14 protein-coding genes and 1 tRNA gene are annotated in these 14,993 nt (G+C 63.3%); 7 read left to right on the top strand and 8 right to left on the bottom strand.

Annotation, left to right across the window (positions count from 1 at the left end):
* Positions 1 to 61: 61 nt before the first annotated feature.
* The 3 genes from KIT79_08930 to KIT79_08920 form a co-directional block, all read right to left on the bottom strand.
* On the bottom strand, positions 62 to 400 hold the full coding sequence (locus KIT79_08930) for a P-II family nitrogen regulator (protein ID MCW5829423.1): 339 nt from the start codon (positions 398 to 400) through the stop codon (positions 62 to 64).
* A 92-nt stretch (positions 401 to 492) separates the two neighbouring features.
* Positions 493 to 1,710: an ammonium transporter gene (locus KIT79_08925; protein MCW5829422.1), complete on the bottom strand. Its 1,218-nt coding sequence runs from the start codon at positions 1,708 to 1,710 to the stop codon at positions 493 to 495.
* Between the two features lie 218 nt (positions 1,711 to 1,928).
* Positions 1,929 to 2,699, bottom strand: coding sequence for an RNA methyltransferase (locus KIT79_08920; protein ID MCW5829421.1), 771 nt, complete (start codon positions 2,697 to 2,699; stop codon positions 1,929 to 1,931).
* 66 nt (positions 2,700 to 2,765) lie between these two features.
* Here KIT79_08920 and KIT79_08915 point away from each other — a divergent pair, with 66 nt between their 5' ends.
* Both KIT79_08915 and KIT79_08910 read left to right on the top strand, forming a co-directional pair.
* Positions 2,766 to 3,446, top strand: a complete 681-nt coding sequence (locus KIT79_08915; GenBank protein ID MCW5829420.1) for an endonuclease III domain-containing protein — start codon at positions 2,766 to 2,768, stop codon at positions 3,444 to 3,446.
* Between the two features lie 20 nt (positions 3,447 to 3,466).
* Positions 3,467 to 4,255: an SAM-dependent chlorinase/fluorinase gene (locus KIT79_08910; protein ID MCW5829419.1), complete on the top strand. Its 789-nt coding sequence runs from the start codon at positions 3,467 to 3,469 to the stop codon at positions 4,253 to 4,255.
* A 5-nt stretch (positions 4,256 to 4,260) separates the two neighbouring features.
* Here KIT79_08910 and KIT79_08905 read toward each other — a convergent pair whose 3' ends face one another.
* Positions 4,261 to 5,607, bottom strand: a complete 1,347-nt coding sequence (locus KIT79_08905; GenBank protein ID MCW5829418.1) for an IPT/TIG domain-containing protein — start codon at positions 5,605 to 5,607, stop codon at positions 4,261 to 4,263.
* 66 nt (positions 5,608 to 5,673) lie between these two features.
* Positions 5,674 to 6,984, bottom strand: a complete 1,311-nt coding sequence (locus KIT79_08900) for a geranylgeranyl reductase family protein (GenBank protein MCW5829417.1) — start codon at positions 6,982 to 6,984, stop codon at positions 5,674 to 5,676.
* A gap of 199 nt (positions 6,985 to 7,183) precedes the next feature.
* Here KIT79_08900 and KIT79_08895 point away from each other — a divergent pair, with 199 nt between their 5' ends.
* From KIT79_08895 to KIT79_08885, 3 genes are read left to right on the top strand one after another with little or no spacing between them, the layout of a single operon-like run.
* Positions 7,184 to 8,050, top strand: a complete 867-nt coding sequence (locus KIT79_08895; protein ID MCW5829416.1) for a TIGR02147 family protein — start codon at positions 7,184 to 7,186, stop codon at positions 8,048 to 8,050.
* Positions 8,047 to 8,865, top strand: coding sequence for a hypothetical protein (locus KIT79_08890; GenBank protein MCW5829415.1), 819 nt, complete (start codon positions 8,047 to 8,049; stop codon positions 8,863 to 8,865). The genes KIT79_08895 and KIT79_08890 overlap by 4 nt, the downstream gene beginning before the upstream one ends.
* Before the next feature lie 4 nt (positions 8,866 to 8,869).
* A complete protein-coding gene (locus KIT79_08885; protein MCW5829414.1) occupies positions 8,870 to 11,032 on the top strand; it encodes a beta-propeller domain-containing protein in 2,163 nt (720 codons plus the stop codon).
* Between the two features lie 139 nt (positions 11,033 to 11,171).
* Here KIT79_08885 and KIT79_08880 read toward each other — a convergent pair whose 3' ends face one another.
* Positions 11,172 to 12,197 carry a site-specific DNA-methyltransferase gene (locus tag KIT79_08880; GenBank protein MCW5829413.1) on the bottom strand — a complete coding sequence of 342 codons (1,026 nt, stop codon included), beginning with the start codon at positions 12,195 to 12,197 and terminating at the stop codon, positions 11,172 to 11,174.
* 126 nt (positions 12,198 to 12,323) lie between these two features.
* Between KIT79_08880 and KIT79_08875 the strand changes: the two genes are divergently transcribed.
* Entirely contained in the window at positions 12,324 to 12,890 is a 567-nt protein-coding gene (locus tag KIT79_08875; GenBank protein MCW5829412.1) for a hypothetical protein, read from the top strand.
* On the opposite strand, the gene KIT79_08870 is transcribed toward KIT79_08875, so the two are convergent.
* Complete coding sequence (locus KIT79_08870) at positions 12,815 to 13,036, bottom strand: helix-turn-helix transcriptional regulator (protein MCW5829411.1); 222 nt, start codon at positions 13,034 to 13,036, stop codon at positions 12,815 to 12,817. The genes KIT79_08875 and KIT79_08870 overlap by 76 nt on opposite strands.
* A 196-nt stretch (positions 13,037 to 13,232) precedes the next feature.
* Between KIT79_08870 and KIT79_08865 the strand changes: the two genes are divergently transcribed.
* Positions 13,233 to 13,308: transfer RNA gene (locus KIT79_08865), tRNA-Cys, on the top strand.
* A gap of 18 nt (positions 13,309 to 13,326) precedes the next feature.
* Here KIT79_08865 and KIT79_08860 read toward each other — a convergent pair.
* A complete protein-coding gene (locus KIT79_08860; protein MCW5829410.1) occupies positions 13,327 to 14,988 on the bottom strand; it encodes a hypothetical protein in 1,662 nt (553 codons plus the stop codon).
* Positions 14,989 to 14,993 lie beyond the last annotated feature (5 nt).

The following is a 14,993-nucleotide window of genomic DNA, read 5'->3' as shown; positions in this document are numbered from 1 at the left end:
CGGAAGGCTCGGGGTTTCACGCCGGGGCGGCCGTTTGTGACCGCCTTCCCGTTTGCTGCCTTTAGAGCGCGTCGCTGCCGGTTTCGCCCGTGCGGATCCGGAGAACCGAGCTGATGGACGAGACGAAGATCTTGCCGTCGCCCACCTTGCCTGTGTTGGCCGCGCCGCGGATGGCGTCAATCACCTTGTCGGCCATCCCGTCGTCCACGATGATCTCGATCTTCGTCTTGGGCAGGAACTCCACCACGTATTCGGCACCGCGGTAGATCTCCGTGTGCCCCTTCTGGCGGCCGAATCCCTTCACCTCGGTGACGGTCATGCCTTGGACGCCGATTTCACGGAGCTTGTCCTTCACGTCGTCCAGCTTATGCGGCTTGATGATGGCTTCGATCTTCTTCATGTTCCGACACTCCTTCGGGGGGTGGCCGCACCCGCGGCGCCGCCCGTCTCTGTGACTCTAGCCCGGCCGGCCGGTGGACTCCACCGGTCCGGTCAGAAGTTGTAGCCCACCTCGTCGTGCTGGCTGAGGTCCAGGCCCTCCAGCTCCGACTCGTCGTCGACCCGGAGCCCGATCAGGGCGTCCACGGCCTTGGCGATCACGAAGGTCAGCGCGGCCACGAATACGATCGTGAAGCCCACGGCAACCAGCTGCTTCAGCAGGGGGCCCAGCCCTCCGCCATACAGCAGGCCGTCCTGACCGCCGGAGTTCACGGCTGTCGTCGCGAACACCCCGGTCAGTAATGCACCAATCGCGCCACCGGCACCATGCACCCCGAGAACATCGAGGGAATCGTCCAGTTTGAGTTTCTGACGCAGCACGACGGCCTGGTAGCAAACAATGGCACCGAAGAACCCCATGACGATGGCGCCCATCGGGGAGACAAAGCCGCAGGCGGGGGTGATGATGACCAGTCCGGCCACGGCACCCGATATGAACCCCAGGGTCGTCGGCTTGCCCCGGTGAAACCATTCCCAGAAGGTCCACCCGAGGGAGGCGGCGGCCGCACCCAGGTTGGTGGTGACAAACGCATTGGCGGCGATTTCGTTGGCGGCAAGTGCGCTGCCGGCATTGAAGCCGAACCATCCGAACCACAGCATGCCGGTGCCCAGCACCGACAGGGGCAGGTTGTGAGGAATGATCGGTTCCTTGGGATACTCCCGGCGGCTGCCCAGAACCAGCGTCAGTACCAGCGCGGCCGTGGCGGCACTGATGTGCACGACGGTGCCACCGGCAAAGTCCATCGCGCCGTCTTCCAGCAGCCATCCGCCCGGTGCCCAGACCATGTGGCAGAGCGGGGCATAGACGATGAGCGCCCACAGGACGATGATGACCAGATAGGCCGAAAACCGTACCCGCTCCACGATCGAGCCCGAAAAGAGCGCCGGGGTGATGACGAAGAACATCCCCTGGAACACCATGAAGACGAGGAACGGGATGTTGTCGGCATTCGGGCCGGGGGCTCCACCCACCCCGTTCAGGCCCAGGTAGGAAAGATCACCGATGAAGGCGTTTCCGGGTCCGAAGGCGAGCGAAAAGCCCACCAGTGCCCAGACGACAGCCAGTGCGCCCATGGCGACAAAGCTCTTCATCAGCGTCGACAGAATGTTCTTCTTGCGGACCATCCCGCCGTAAAAGAAGGCCAGCCCTGGCGTCATAAAGAGCACCAGTGCTGAAGAAATGAGCATCCAGGCGGTATCCGCCTTGTCGATGGCGGGGGCTTCCTCGGCAGCCCACAGCACCGCCGGGAGGGCGACTGCCCCCAGACAACCTGCTGAAATTATGGATAAAAGTTTTCCCCGGCCGGGATTTCCAAGCCTGCGCGTTTCCACTGTTGCATCCTCCGCATCCGTTTTTGTCCACCCGGGATCGGGTGGCAGCTACCGGACCAGAGCAAGGGGGAGGCCAAAACGGGGGTGTGGAAAAAGTCTTACTCTTTCTTCTTCAGCTTCCGGGTTCCCAGGCCGTATTCGACGTTCGAGAGAATCCCACGGAGCAGGTTGATCTCGCCCTTTTCGAGGCCGGCTCGGGCATAGATGCGGCGAAGCCGGATGAAAACGCTGTCGGGGTTGTCGGACGGCAGGAAGTTCACCTGGTCGAGTACGCGGCGGAGATGGGTGAGGTATCCCTCCAGGTCGGCGGCGGTGGCCAGTTCGGCCTCGCGGGCCGGCGGCCGGGGCTCATGGACGGCAAGCTGGAGCAACGTGGCTGTTACCATCACCGCCTGCGACAGGTTGATCGAAGGGAACTCCGTTCCCGTGGGCAGCTCGGCGGCGACGTGGCAGCGGGCGACTTCCTCGTTGGTGAGTCCGTGGGATTCGGGACCGAACACGATCGCCGCCGTCCCGGTCTGCGAGGCCCCGGCAAGCCGTGAGATGGTTGTACCGAACGGCACGATGTCGATCGTCCGCCGGTAGGAGGCGGTGAGCGCCACGGCGAAGCTCACGTCGGCGAGCGCTCCCGGCAGGTTGGGATAGACTTCCGCCTTCTTCAGTACATCCCAGGCGCCCACGGCCATGGCCCTTGCCTGTGGTCCCTTCCAGTCGCGGGGCGGGTCGGTCAGCCGCAGGCGGGTGAGCCCCATGTTCATCATGGCCCGCGCGCACTGGCCGATATTTCCCGCGTACATGGGACGCACCAGCACGGTCACAACCCGGCCGAGGTCCAGACGGGATACCGGAGATGTTCCGTCAGAAGTCACGCCACCTGCCATAGACGACGGACGGGCGCGGGGGAAAGTTCCCCCGGACCGGCTATGATTGGCGCCATGCCAAAGGCCCGCCAGGCCCATCCACATGGCCCGCTCACCCGGCGGAAGGTTCCGCTGGACGATCTGCGGACGCACCTTGCCGCGCACTATGGTCCGCTTGGCTGGTGGCCGGGGGAGTCGCCCTTCGAAGTGCTCGTCGGGGCCGTGCTGACGCAGAACACGGCCTGGAAGAATGTCGAGAAAGCGATCGCAAACCTGAAAGGCGCGAAGGTGCTCGACCTGCACTCGATCGACCGCCTGCCGGACCGGCAGCTTGCCCGGCTGCTGAAGCCGGCGGGCTATTTCAACGTGAAGACCCGGAGACTGAAGTCGCTGGTGCGGCATGTCGTCAGCCGGCACGGCTCGCTGGAGGCGATGTTCGGCCAGCCGATGGAGGCGCTCCGGGCGGAGCTTCTGGAGGTCCATGGCGTCGGTCCGGAGACGGCCGACTCGATCCTCTGCTATGCGGCCGGGCAGCCGTCCTTCGTGGTGGACGCCTACACGCGGCGCATCCTGGCCCGGCACAACCTCGTGGAACCGGATATTTCCTATGAACCCCTGCGGCGGTTCTCGATGGAGCGGATTCCGGCCTCCGTCAGCGTCTATAATGAGTTCCACGCCGCGCTGGTGGCGGTAGGGAACCGGCACTGCCGGCCCTCGCCTCGGTGTGAAGGTTGCCCGCTGGAAAAGTTCCTCTGAACCGGACAGGAGAGACGCCCGTGAAGAAACGAACTCCACCGCCGCCGGTGATTACGCTCGCCACCGACTTCGGCACCGAGGACGGCTATGTCGCCGCCATGAAGGGCGTGATCCTCCAGCACGCGCCGCTGGCGAGGATCATGGATCTGGGACACGAACTGCCGGCACACGATATCCGGCACGCGGCATTTTTCGCCCGGTCGGCCTATCCGTACTTTCCGGAGGGGACGATCCACGTGATGGTCGTTGACCCCGGAGTCGGTTCCGGGCGGCGGGGACTCATTCACCCGTGGCGCAACGGGTGGCTGGTGGGGCCCGACAACGGTGTGTTCTCGTTGCTGAAGGGGTTCGGCCGCGGGGCCCGGGAGATCGATCTGAAAAAACTGGGTGCGGCCGTTTCCACAACCTTCCACGGTCGTGACGTGTTCGCCCGTGTGGCGGCGCGGCTGGCCGCCGGGGATAAGCCCGAAACAGCCGGTCCGGCGCTTGGCTCGCCGGTGCGGGTCGAACTGGCCGAGCCGGTGCGGAGCCGCAACGGCATCCGTGTCGTTCCGGCGGCCATCGACCGGTTCGGAAACGTCATCCTGCCGATCGGCCCGAACGAGTTCCCGTTCGAGAAGGGCTCGGTGAAAGTTTCCAGCGGCGGCAGGATACGGACACTCCCGATCGTCAGGACCTATTCGGACCTGCCCGACAGGGGCGAGGGGATTCTCGTGGGGAGTCACGGGTTCTGGGAACTGGCGGCCCAGGGCGCATCGTTCGCCTCGCACTGGAAGATACGGCCCGGCGGTTCAGTCGTGCTGATCTGAGTTTTCTAGCGCGGACAGTCGATCCGTTCGGGTTCCAGATCGCAGCTTTCGAGCGAACCTTCGATGGTGATGAGGGGGCTCGTCCGCTCGACGCCCTCGACCACCGGATCGGCCAGTTCGATGTCCAGGGCGCTGGCGATGGAGGAGAACAAGAGCGAGCCCTCGCAGCGGGCCTCATAGATCAGGATGAATTCGGTTACGCCGAACGGCGGCAGCACCGGCAGGGCCTCCGCTTCCGTGGGCACGCTGGAAAAGCGCAGCGTCGCATCGCCATCGCCGTTGCAAGTGGGAGTACTCGGCGCCACCTGGGCAAGCGCCCGGGGGCCGGCGTTTCCGATGTTGACGGTGACGCGGATCTGGTCACCCGCCGACACCCGCTCGGAGTTGACCGACACGATCGCCTGGAGCGGCGTCAGCCGGAAGGTGGCCGGATGCTGCACCGGTCCCCCGGCAGGGAACAGCAGGATCGAGTTCAGCCGGTCGTTGTATCCGGAAATCCTTACGCCGAGGCCGATGGAGCCCGGGGTGAGCGCGGCAAAATCGTAGCGGAACACGCCGGTTTCGCCGACCATCAGGTCGCGCGAGGTGGGCGTCGGGCCGGCAAACAGGGCGATGGAAGCGCCGTCGGAGGCAGTCACCGCCACATCGATGTCATCCGAGTTGTCGAGATCGCAGGGTGGGGCGGCGCAGAACTCCACGCCGCGGAGGTCATCCCCGCCCGGCAGGTTCCGGACGCGCACGCGCACCGGGAAAATGCCGCCCACTTCCACCTTCGGATTCAGGTCGTCAGGCCCCACGGGGCAGGATAATGCCGTGACCGAATCGACGGGACAGAAGACGCCATCCTCGTCGTCATCGACGGGTATCGGGCAACCGGAACCCGTCAGGAAGTTCAGGCAAACCCTGGCGGGCTCGGCGCAGTAGACGAACGCGCCGGGTTTTCTTCCCAGGGTGCCGTTGGGGTTTACCACGATGACATCAACGGCACCGGGCCGTCCCGGTGGCGTGATGATACGCGCCTGCCCCGTCTGCACGGTTCCGGACACCTGTGCGGGCTGTCCGCCCACGAAAAACGAGGCCCCGGAGAGGAAGTTGTCGCCGCTGACGATGATCTCGGTGTTGCCGCCGGCCGGTCCCCATGGCTCGATCGGGTTGCCGCAGGATGCCGGGGCGAGCCCCTGATCCGCCGGGGCTATCACTGTCGTGATGGTTGGGGCGCGGGTCGGGGCGTTGGGATCGTCAGTGTCGGAAAGTATGCGCTGCTCGTTCACGCAGGCTGCCGCTCCAAGCAGCACGCCCGCAAGGACAGCCGCCCGGATACCGTCAAGGAACCTGCCGGAAACGCTTCGCATAGGTTTACTGGGGACCAGTATGCAGCGGCGGCAAAGGGGGCGTCAACGCGGGAAAGGGTCCGTTTATCAGGGTTTACAGGAGGTTAGGGACCGGGGTTTTCCGGCACCGGTTCCCGTATCCGGCAGTTTCCGGTCGCTGCCCCCGGCGAAGATGTGGAGCCACAGGGAGGGAGTAAAGAAGTGCCAGAGCGGGGCATCGGCGTTCACCACCCGGAACACGCGGTCCTTCACGTAGCTGTTTGCCTCGCACCGGCGGAACAGGAAGTTGATGAACCACGCGAAGTGTTCCAGCACCCAGCCGATGAACCGCCCCCGCGTCCGGGCTTCCGAAAACTGCCCGGCGAGCTTCGCCTGATAGGCGTCCACGGCGGTCTCCGGCGAGTGGAGCAGGGCACCGGCGGCATCAATGCCGGTGCGGATCGCCTGGAAAATACCCTCTCCGGTCAGGTTGTCGGCCACCCCGGCGGCGTCTCCGGCGAGCAGCACCCGCCGGCAGCCGGGTTCCCGCGAAGGTTCGTAGAAGGTGATCGGATAGCCCCGGGGATTGCCGCAGATGCGGCCGCCCTTCAGGTAGCGGAGTGCCGGCTCGTACTGTCCGGTGAAGAACCGGAACGCCTCGTGGATGTCGAGGCCTTTGTCCAGCGTGTGCTGGTAGACATAGACGCCCACATTGAGCCGTCCGTCCGTTTCGGGGAATATCCAGCCGTAGCCGGGTTTCAGTTCCGCCGGGAAGTGGATTTCCATGTGCGCCGGGGCCGTGCAGCCTTCGTAGTAGGCACGGATTGCGAGGGACTGGACCTCGCGGGATTTCTGCACGAGCCCCCGGCGGATGAGGCTGAACTCGCCATCGGCGGCGATGAGGTTCCGGGGGGTCAGGCGGCGGATGGTTCCGTTGTCGTCCACGGTGAGCACCGGCTGGCCGTTTTCCCATTCGGCCTTCCGGAGGCGGACGCCGGTGCGGAACCTGGCTCCGCTCCTGACTGCATGGGCGAGGATCAGCGCGTCCAGTTCGCGGCGCGGGACCACATAACCGGAGCGGACTTTTGCCCGACCGTTTTCGGGATAGGCCGCCACGAAACCCCGGCCGGAAGGGGCCACGAGCCGGACGTGGGTGATGGGGGTGTAATGCCCCTCGAACTGTTCCGGGCCGATGCCGATCTCCATCAGGGAGCTGACGGCGTTGGGCGAAAGGCCGTCGCCACACACTTTTTCGCGGGGAAACCGGGCGTAATCGGCGAGGTAAACCGTTTTCCCGGCTTGCGCGAGCCGGGCGGCGGCGCTGGAACCGGCCGGTCCCGCCCCGATGACGAGGTAGTCCGGTTCGTCGGGGATTTCGGCGGCTCCGCCAAGATCAAGCCTGGAGATGTCGATGGGCATAGCTCAATGGTTACCGCAGGTTGGCAGTTTCAGGCCGGGGCCAATCTGGCACTTCGGCCGGCGACTGGTCCACCGGCATCAACGGGAATGGCAGGAAACCTGACCATCTGTGACTTAAAGTGTTCTCGGAAAGAAAACATTTAGAGGCACTAACCTCTTTACATTACTGGAGTTTTTGTAGATCATTAAGCTGACTTTCATGGCTGACGAGAGAACAACGCCCGAGCGCCCCAGTCCGGCCGCCTACGATGACTACCGGGACTACCTGAGGGACATGATCCAGTTCCTCAAGGAGAGCGGGCCGGGCTTCTCGCACCGCCAGTTTGCCCGCAAGGCCGGGTTCAACACCTCCAGCTTCCTGAAGCTGGTGATCGACGGCAAGCGGAACCTCACGGCCGACTCGATTGGCCGCTTCTCCAAGGCACTGGGACTGGATGCCCGGGAGCGCGACGCCTTCGAGGCGCTCGTCATGTTCAGCCAGGCCGGGACCGACGATGAACGGAACCGGTATTACCAGCAGCTTCGCCGGTCCCCGCACCCGGTGACCAGCGCGGCGAAGATGAAGCGCAGCCAGTACGAGGTGTATTCGGCCTGGCACAATATCCCCGTGCGCGAGATGTTCCTGCTGCCTGACTTCCGTGAAGACCCCGAGTGGATCGCCAAAAGGCTGAAACCCCCGGTCACCAGGAGCGAAGCACAGAAGGCGCTCACGCGCCTGGAGGATCTGGGGCTCGTCAGGCGCAACGGCGACGGGAAACTCGAACTCGATTCGCCCAAACTGTCGGCCGAATCCCCGGTCGAGCTCCTGGCGGCCCGTAACTACCACCGGGAGATGCTCACCCTGGCGGCCAGCAGCATGGATAACCTGCCGCGGGAAGAACGTAACGTGACTTCGGTGACGATCGCGTTGACGCGGGAACAGTACGAACTTATCTGCCGTGAAATCGAGGAGTTCGGCAAGAACCTGCTGAACCGGATCGAAGACGCCCCGCGCGGAGACGAGCCCCGAGAGGTCTATGTGCTCGGTATGCAGCTTTTCGCCGTGACAGGAGGAAAAAAGCCGTGAGATTGAACCGCTCCCTGTTTCACCTGCTCGCCCTGCCGCTGCTGGCGGTGGCGCTCTCCTGCGATGGCACCTGGACCGGCAACGGGATAGAGCCGGTCGGTTTCGATCCGGTCATCGATGGCGGCGGCGTCTATGGGCTCTATACCCGCGTGACGTTCCGGCTGGTTTCGGATGAGACAGACGGCGGGGTGCCGGTCGCACGGGACAGTGACGGCGCGCCGTTCCGGTTCGACGCCTCGGCGGCCTACCTGAAGCGGATCGTGCTGGAGCTCCCGTCCGATGTCACGTGCGGACGGTTCAGCGAGATCATGGTCGCTCCGCTGGTTACCTGCGATGCCGGCCTGGTGAGCATCAACGGGCCCTTCCGGGTCAACCTGCGTTCCGGCCGCATCACGCCGTCACTGGCCGATGTCCCGCTGCCGCTCACCGTTTTCGGCAGCGTCCTGTTTGAACTGGAGCCGGGCGATCCGGCTGACGGCCTGATCGATGCCGGTTCGCCCCTCAACGGGAAATCCCTCGTGGCGAGCGGCTCCTTCGGCGATCCCGGTGACGGGACTTTCTTCTCCCTTGGGATCAGCGATCCGCTGCCGGTAGTCCTGCCGGGGCCGGTGTCGCTGCCGCACACGGGCGATTTCAGGCTGGCCATGGAAGTGACGGACTGGTTTGCCGGTCTGCCGCTCACCGCCTGCGTCGCCAGCGAGGACCTGGAACTGTCGGGTGATGTGCTCACGATCGCCAATGGTACGGGCGACTGCTCGGATATCGAGAGCGTGCTGGCCACGGCAATCGAAGCTTCCGGAGCGGTTGCGGAGTGAACTGATGATGCACGGCCAGAAGAAACGGGGAGCGGGAGCGCCGCTCCCCGTTCTTTTTGCAATCATGTGCGCGCTGGCCGCCTGTTCGTCAGGCGGCGGGTTTGCCCTGGAGCCGGTCGATCTGGAGCCTCGCGTGATGACGAGTGCGGCGCTCACGGTCCCGGCATCGTGCAGCGAACTGGAGGAGCGGCTTCGCCGCGGACTCAGCCAGGAGATGCGTGTGATGCTACTCCAGGCCGAGCAGGCCCTTCGTGGCAGCATGAGCGGTGGCATTCCGGTGCCGGTACTGGGCGGAGCGGAAGTGGACATGGCGCTCGGCGGCGCGGGCCGCAGTGACGGACCGGCCTATTCGGGTACCAACAACCAGGAGGCGGCGGCTGACGAGGGCGATATCGTCAAGACCGACGGGACCTACCTCTATGTCCTTGGCCCCACGGACATCGTGATCCTGGAGATCCCGGAGCCGGGGGACCTTGCCGTCCGTTCGCGTACGGCAGTCGAGGGCTGGCCGCTGGAACTCCTGCTGGACGGGAACACGGCGGTGGTGGTTTCGGCGGTAAGTCCGTGGGATCTCCCTGAAGGCCATCCGCTCCGGTCCCAGCCCGGTGGCATTGGCCTTGGCGACTGGGGCAGTTCGCCTGGGTCGCCCGGCGCGGAACCGGCCATCGACATCGCGGGGCCCGGCTACTGGTGGAACAGCATCATCAAGATCGCCGTTCTGGATGTTACCGACCGGACGGGTCCGGCGGTGCTGCACGAAATCTACACGGAGGGCGACTACCGGGCGGCGCGGCTCACGGATGGAGTGGTGCGGGTGGTCACCTTCGGGGGCAAGGCGGCCGACGCCCTCAACTACTGGCCGGAGCTTCCGGACTGGTTCTGGGAAGGCGGCGGCAGCGATCTCCAGAGATGGGCGGCTATCCGCAGCGCGGTCATCGAGGCGATCGGGAAGAACGACCGGATCATTGCACGCATGGGCCTGGCCGATTTCGCGCCGCAGTCGGCCGTGAGCGATGGTGACGGCGGGTACGATCTGGAGAGCCTTTCTGGGGAGAACTGCCAGAACTTCGCGCTCCCGGAGGACTCCTGGTCCCGCAGCTTCACCACGATCCGGACGCTGGACCTGTCGGGCGATCTCGCGGAATCGCCGGTCCTGCAGGTCGCCACGGGCGCGAGTCATGTCTATTCCAGCGGGGACACGCTGCTGGTCGCCGACGAGGCGTTCGCCTCGTGGTGGTTCTGGGATCAGGAGATACTGCCCGGCCATACCAACCTGCACCGTTTCCATCTGGACGGGGCTAATACCGCCTATACCGGAAGCGGCCGCGTGGAGGGGACCCTGTACGGCCCGTTTGCGCTCTCGGAGCGGGAGAACCGTGTGCGGATTGCCGTGACGAGCGGCGGCTTCCCCTGGTGGTGGGGAGTCCGGCGCGTGGAGCCGGTCAATCATGTCTATGTGATGGAAGGCGGGGATTCGCTCGAAGTGACCGGGCATCTGGGCGGCATCGCCAGGGGTGAAAGCATCTGGGCGGCGCGGTTTCTGGAGGACAAGGCGTTCCTGGTGACGTTCCGGAACATCGATCCGCTCTGGGCGATCGATCTGGCAGATCCGGCTGCGCCGTCAGTCGCCGGGCATGTCGAGGTGCCGGGTGTTTCCACTTACATCCATCCGCTGGCGGGGGACCGGCTGCTCACGGTCGGCTTCGCCGTCGATACGGAAACCTTCGACTGGTCCACGCAGGTGGCATTGTTCGATGTCAGCGACTTTGCCGCGCCGGTCCAGTCGGACACGCTGGACCTCGGCGCGCTCCTGGGCGGCGGATGGAGTGAGGCCACCTGGGAGCACAAGGCGTTCCAGTACTGGCCGCCCCATTCGCTGCTGGCCATCCCGATGGAGCGGTACCGTTTCGATTCTGACGACTACGAGTATTCGACGACACTGGAGCTTGTCGAGGTTGATGGCGGTACCCTCTCGCACGCGGGCAGCCTCGCCCAGGATGCCGAGGCGGGCGAGTGCGAGGACCCCCTCTTTTACTGCATGCCGAACCGGGTCCGCCGGTCGGTGTTTGTCGGCGACCATGTCTACCTGATCGGCACGGTGCGGGTATCGGCGTTCGATCTCGACACGCTGGAGGAAACCGCCACGGCGGAACTCACGGCGCCCTGAAATACAGCTGCGGGTGGATGAACCCGACTACAGACGAACCGTATGGAATCTGATCAGCAGGAGCGGGGAGCGAGATCGCTGCTCCCCATTCGCTATAGTTCTTGTACATTCTGATCGCATACTCGTCCGGCGGCAGGCTTTAGCGCACGGTTCGATGATGTTTCGCCATTCTTTTTGCTGGTGTTTTGGGAGATTTGGCCAAGGGGGGAGGTTCTTCGCGAATCATAAATGAAAGTTGGGATTTATTGCTGGCTGCTGAATTTTTCGGGCTAGCTTCCCTAGGCGGCTGCCCGGTTTTATTGGGTTCGAACCTGAAACGGCTGCCCTTCAGATATTCCTCATTCAGCTCGAACGCGATCCACCGTCGGCCAAGTTTTTCCGCTACAGCACCCGTAGTATTACTGCCCGCAAACGGATCCAGAACCAGATCACTAGGATTCGTTAACAGTTTAATAAAAAAGTTGGGTAATGCAGGAGGAAATCTTGCCGGATGAACCTTGAGTCCGGCTTCGCGGCAGGCTTTCAGGTAAAACCCATTACTGTCGTTGTTCCCATGCTCCAGCAGGTTAGACGGGATAGAGCCTTCGTGACGCGTGTCGAACTTGTTTGTGATGTTATGTCCGGACGGCCGAAGCTTGGCCTTGTATCCTCTCTCCATGAGACGTTCCATATCCGGCGAATAAGGCTTCAGGACGTTTTTGTTATTAGCCTTGGGAAAAGATCCCTTGGAAAACCACCACAAGTATTCAACTGAATCTTTGACCCGGATTCGTCTTACGTTCACCCACTCGGCAGGGGCTGGTAACTTTGCTGGGTTATACCAGAATAGTTCCTGAGCGAGATGAAAACCGACCTCCTCGCAGAGAGCCAAAAGCAGCTTGAAATGGTATAGGGAACGGGTTGGAGAACCCGCTTGGTAACTGCCACCGATATTCAGGACAAAACTGCCGTCATTGGCAAGTGCCGTGTGGATGTGGCGAGCAAATTTTAGAAACCAGCTAACATATTCGGATTTTGCAACGTTACCGTATTCCTTTTTGAACTCTAGTGCATACGGAGGAGATGTAAATACGAGGTTTACGGACTCCTTGGGCAACAACCGAAGCAACTGCTCCGCATTGCCACAGTAGGCACGCCCCAGTTCAGTAGCGTAATTGACTTCAATATGATCCAGCGGCGATTTGTTCACGGAGCAGAGTATAGGTCACGAGGTGTCTCAGAGAAATGGCTCCTATCGGAGGAACTCTTCGATATCGGCCTTCCATATTCCCTGTGAAACGGGAGGTACCGGATGCATAATTTCCAAGATACTTGGCAGGTCTCTTCGGTGGGCAAGATCACGTATGTGAGCATAGAGGAAGTTCCACTGGCCGGTCTGATTGAACAGGCACGCCGCAAGGATATCAAACCGGTCTGTTCTGTATCCTCGGGTCCGGTTCCCCTGCCTGTCGGTTCCGGAACGTGTCTTCTGAAGTTCGACTTTGAACCATTCCTGATGCGGGCTTTGTCTATATCTTTGATCCCTGCCAGCTCGGACATTCTTACACTCGACACGGAACGTATGTTGGCGAGCGGTAAATATAAAATCCGGCTGATTGTCTCTATCGAGCCATTGGAGTCTGGAAATTGTGCCGCCAGTTTCAAGAGCACACAGCTGTCGGTGCAGAAACAGTTCCGCAAGCTTTCCCTTAACGTCTACTTGTGCACGAAAACCGTGCTCGATTGCCGACATGATATCGTCGGCACTCGCATTGAAAAATCTTTCGATCGGATGTGGAGGACTCACTGGCCTGAATCCCCTGTAAACAGATCAGCGATGCTGATTCCGAGCGCCTTGGAAATATCCGCAAGAACCTGAACGGTTGCATTCCGTTCACCACGCTCAATCCCGCCAATATAAGTGGGGTGTTTTCGGGCCTTGCGGCCAAGGTCTTCCTGCGTCCAACCCCGCTGCTCGCGAAGATGGCGGATCCGTTTACCAAGAACCTGTTGCGGAGCAGGCACGCAGAAACTGTAGGAAGAAGCAGTATAGGAATACAGAGACTATAAGTATTGCCGCCTTGCCCGAACTCTTATCGGCTTTCGATCTCGACACGCTGGAGGAAACCGCCACGGCCGAGCTCGCGGCGCCCTGAATCCTGAAGTACGGTGTCCCTTGTCTTGCCCCCGGCCCAGCCGCTAAGACAGTTCTCCGCTCCGGGGCGGCTTACCCAAGTGGTTAAGGGAACGGTTTGCAAAACCGTCATCCATCGGTTCGAATCCGATAGCCGCCTCCATGTTTTCTCCCCGGAAACTCATTCAGCCTGCAGTGCGGCGCACGTTCCGCTCTCCGCGGTCACGATCCGGCCGGTATCAATCCGGTCCACGATGAACCAGCGGCCCTCGGCCGCCGGATCCAGTGCACCCGGCTCCATGAACTTTTCGCGCACCGATTCCGGCGATATCCCCGGCAGGAGTTCATTCCAGAGCTGCCTCTCGACCGCCGCTTCCGGCGACGGAGTGACGAGATACTCTGTCTCCGGATGGCGGCGGAAAAACTCCGCCCAGCAGGCGACGCTGTTCGCAGAGAAGGCCATCGAGAGATCGGCGGCCCGGCGCTTCCAGGGATGAAAGGGCGAGGCGCGGCCGGGTGTCACGGCGGCCGGATGGCCAAGCGTGGGGGCGGCGAGGGCGTAGGCGATACCCTCGATCGACAGGTAGTGACGTCCTTCCAGAAGGGGCCTGAATGACCGGGCTTCTGCCTGCGCCCCGGCGGAAAAGGGGAAGTGAAGGCCGTCGTGCCGGAAATCCCGCACCACCCGGGCCGCCCCCTGCCAGAAGATGCAGGCGGCGAGAAGGGTGGCGGCCAGTCTCGCCGGGAGTCCCTGTTCCGGCCGGGTAAGCGTGGCAATGGCCGCCGCGGCCGGGAGCCACAGAAAGGCGAGCGGAACGGTTCTCAGGGCGAGCCAGCCGCCCAAGTGCTCCGAGAACAGATGGTAGAGCGGGGTGAGCAGCAGGAGGGCCACGGCGGCGCTTCCATACCGGGAAAGCCTGAGGCCGGATGGCAGGAGCGGTCCGCTCCACCGGGAGGTGAGAAGCCCCGCCATTCCCAGGACCAGCAGCGTGGGCGGAATCTCGCGGAGAAGTTGCAGCGGGTTCAGCAGGCGGAGCCCGTTCCACGTGAACTGGCCGGGCCCCCAGAGATAGTCGGGGTTCAGCACAGGCGTTCCTGCATTGGAGAGATGGTAGGCAAGCGGTGGCAGCGCGCCGGTCAGTCCAGCAGCTAGTGCAAGGAGATGGCGTTTCCAGGGAAATGGCGGCGGGCCGTTACTGGCGGCCATGACGGCGAGCGCAAACGCCCCGCAGGCAAGAAGTCCGCCAAAGAAATGGACCCAGAAGGCGAGCGCGATCCAGAGCGAGGCGAGCGGGAAGCGCCCGGAGGGTTTCAGGGTTTCGGCCGCGGCGAGCATCGCCAGCGGGATGGCGACGTTACGGTTCAGGCCGATGGCCGCCCACAGGCCACTCAGTGAAAGCAGGAACAGGGCGGATGCCAGGGCGCGCCGCTCCGGGAGCGCCGCTGATGCCAGCCGCCATCCGGCGAAAAGGGCAAGACCTATGCCGAGGATTCCGGCCAGCCTCGCCAGGGTGTGTACGGGAATGTGCAGCCACCGGTTCAGGAGGCCGGTCAGAATCCAGATGGCGGAGTGGTGGGGACCGGCGGGAGGTTCCAGCCGGAAAGGCTCGCGGCCCAGGAGCCAGTCGCCCGCGGCGATCCGCTCAGAAACGGCGAGATAGACCCAGAGATCCGACCGGTAGCCGTCGAAAGCCGGGGTAAACAGCGCGGCCAGGGCGAGCGTGACCGCCAGAACGAGAAGCGACTTTCCGGCGAGACCGCCGCGTACCGGGTCGTTCAGCGGCCAGAGCAGGATGGCCGCCAGCACGGCGGCCGGGAACGCGATGGCAATGTCGGCGATCACGGCCG

Source organism: Deltaproteobacteria bacterium (assembly GCA_026129095.1).
GTDB lineage: Bacteria > JAGRBM01 > JAGRBM01 > JAGRBM01 > JAHCIT01 > JAHCIT01.
The sequence above is the reverse complement of the archived record's forward strand: the minus strand, read 5'-3'. Positions and strand labels throughout refer to the sequence as shown.

Coding starts and splice junctions, on each gene's coding strand:
- KIT79_08930 (MCW5829423.1), bottom strand. CDS start 400: ATGAAGAAGATCGAAGCCATCATCAAGCCGCATAAGCTGGACGACGTG.
- KIT79_08915 (MCW5829420.1), top strand. CDS start 2,766: ATGCCAAAGGCCCGCCAGGCCCATCCACATGGCCCGCTCACCCGGCGG.
- KIT79_08905 (MCW5829418.1), bottom strand. CDS start 5,607: ATGCGAAGCGTTTCCGGCAGGTTCCTTGACGGTATCCGGGCGGCTGTC.
- KIT79_08900 (MCW5829417.1), bottom strand. CDS start 6,984: ATGCCCATCGACATCTCCAGGCTTGATCTTGGCGGAGCCGCCGAAATC.
- KIT79_08895 (MCW5829416.1), top strand. CDS start 7,184: ATGGCTGACGAGAGAACAACGCCCGAGCGCCCCAGTCCGGCCGCCTAC.
- KIT79_08885 (MCW5829414.1), top strand. CDS start 8,870: ATGATGCACGGCCAGAAGAAACGGGGAGCGGGAGCGCCGCTCCCCGTT.
- KIT79_08875 (MCW5829412.1), top strand. CDS start 12,324: ATGCATAATTTCCAAGATACTTGGCAGGTCTCTTCGGTGGGCAAGATC.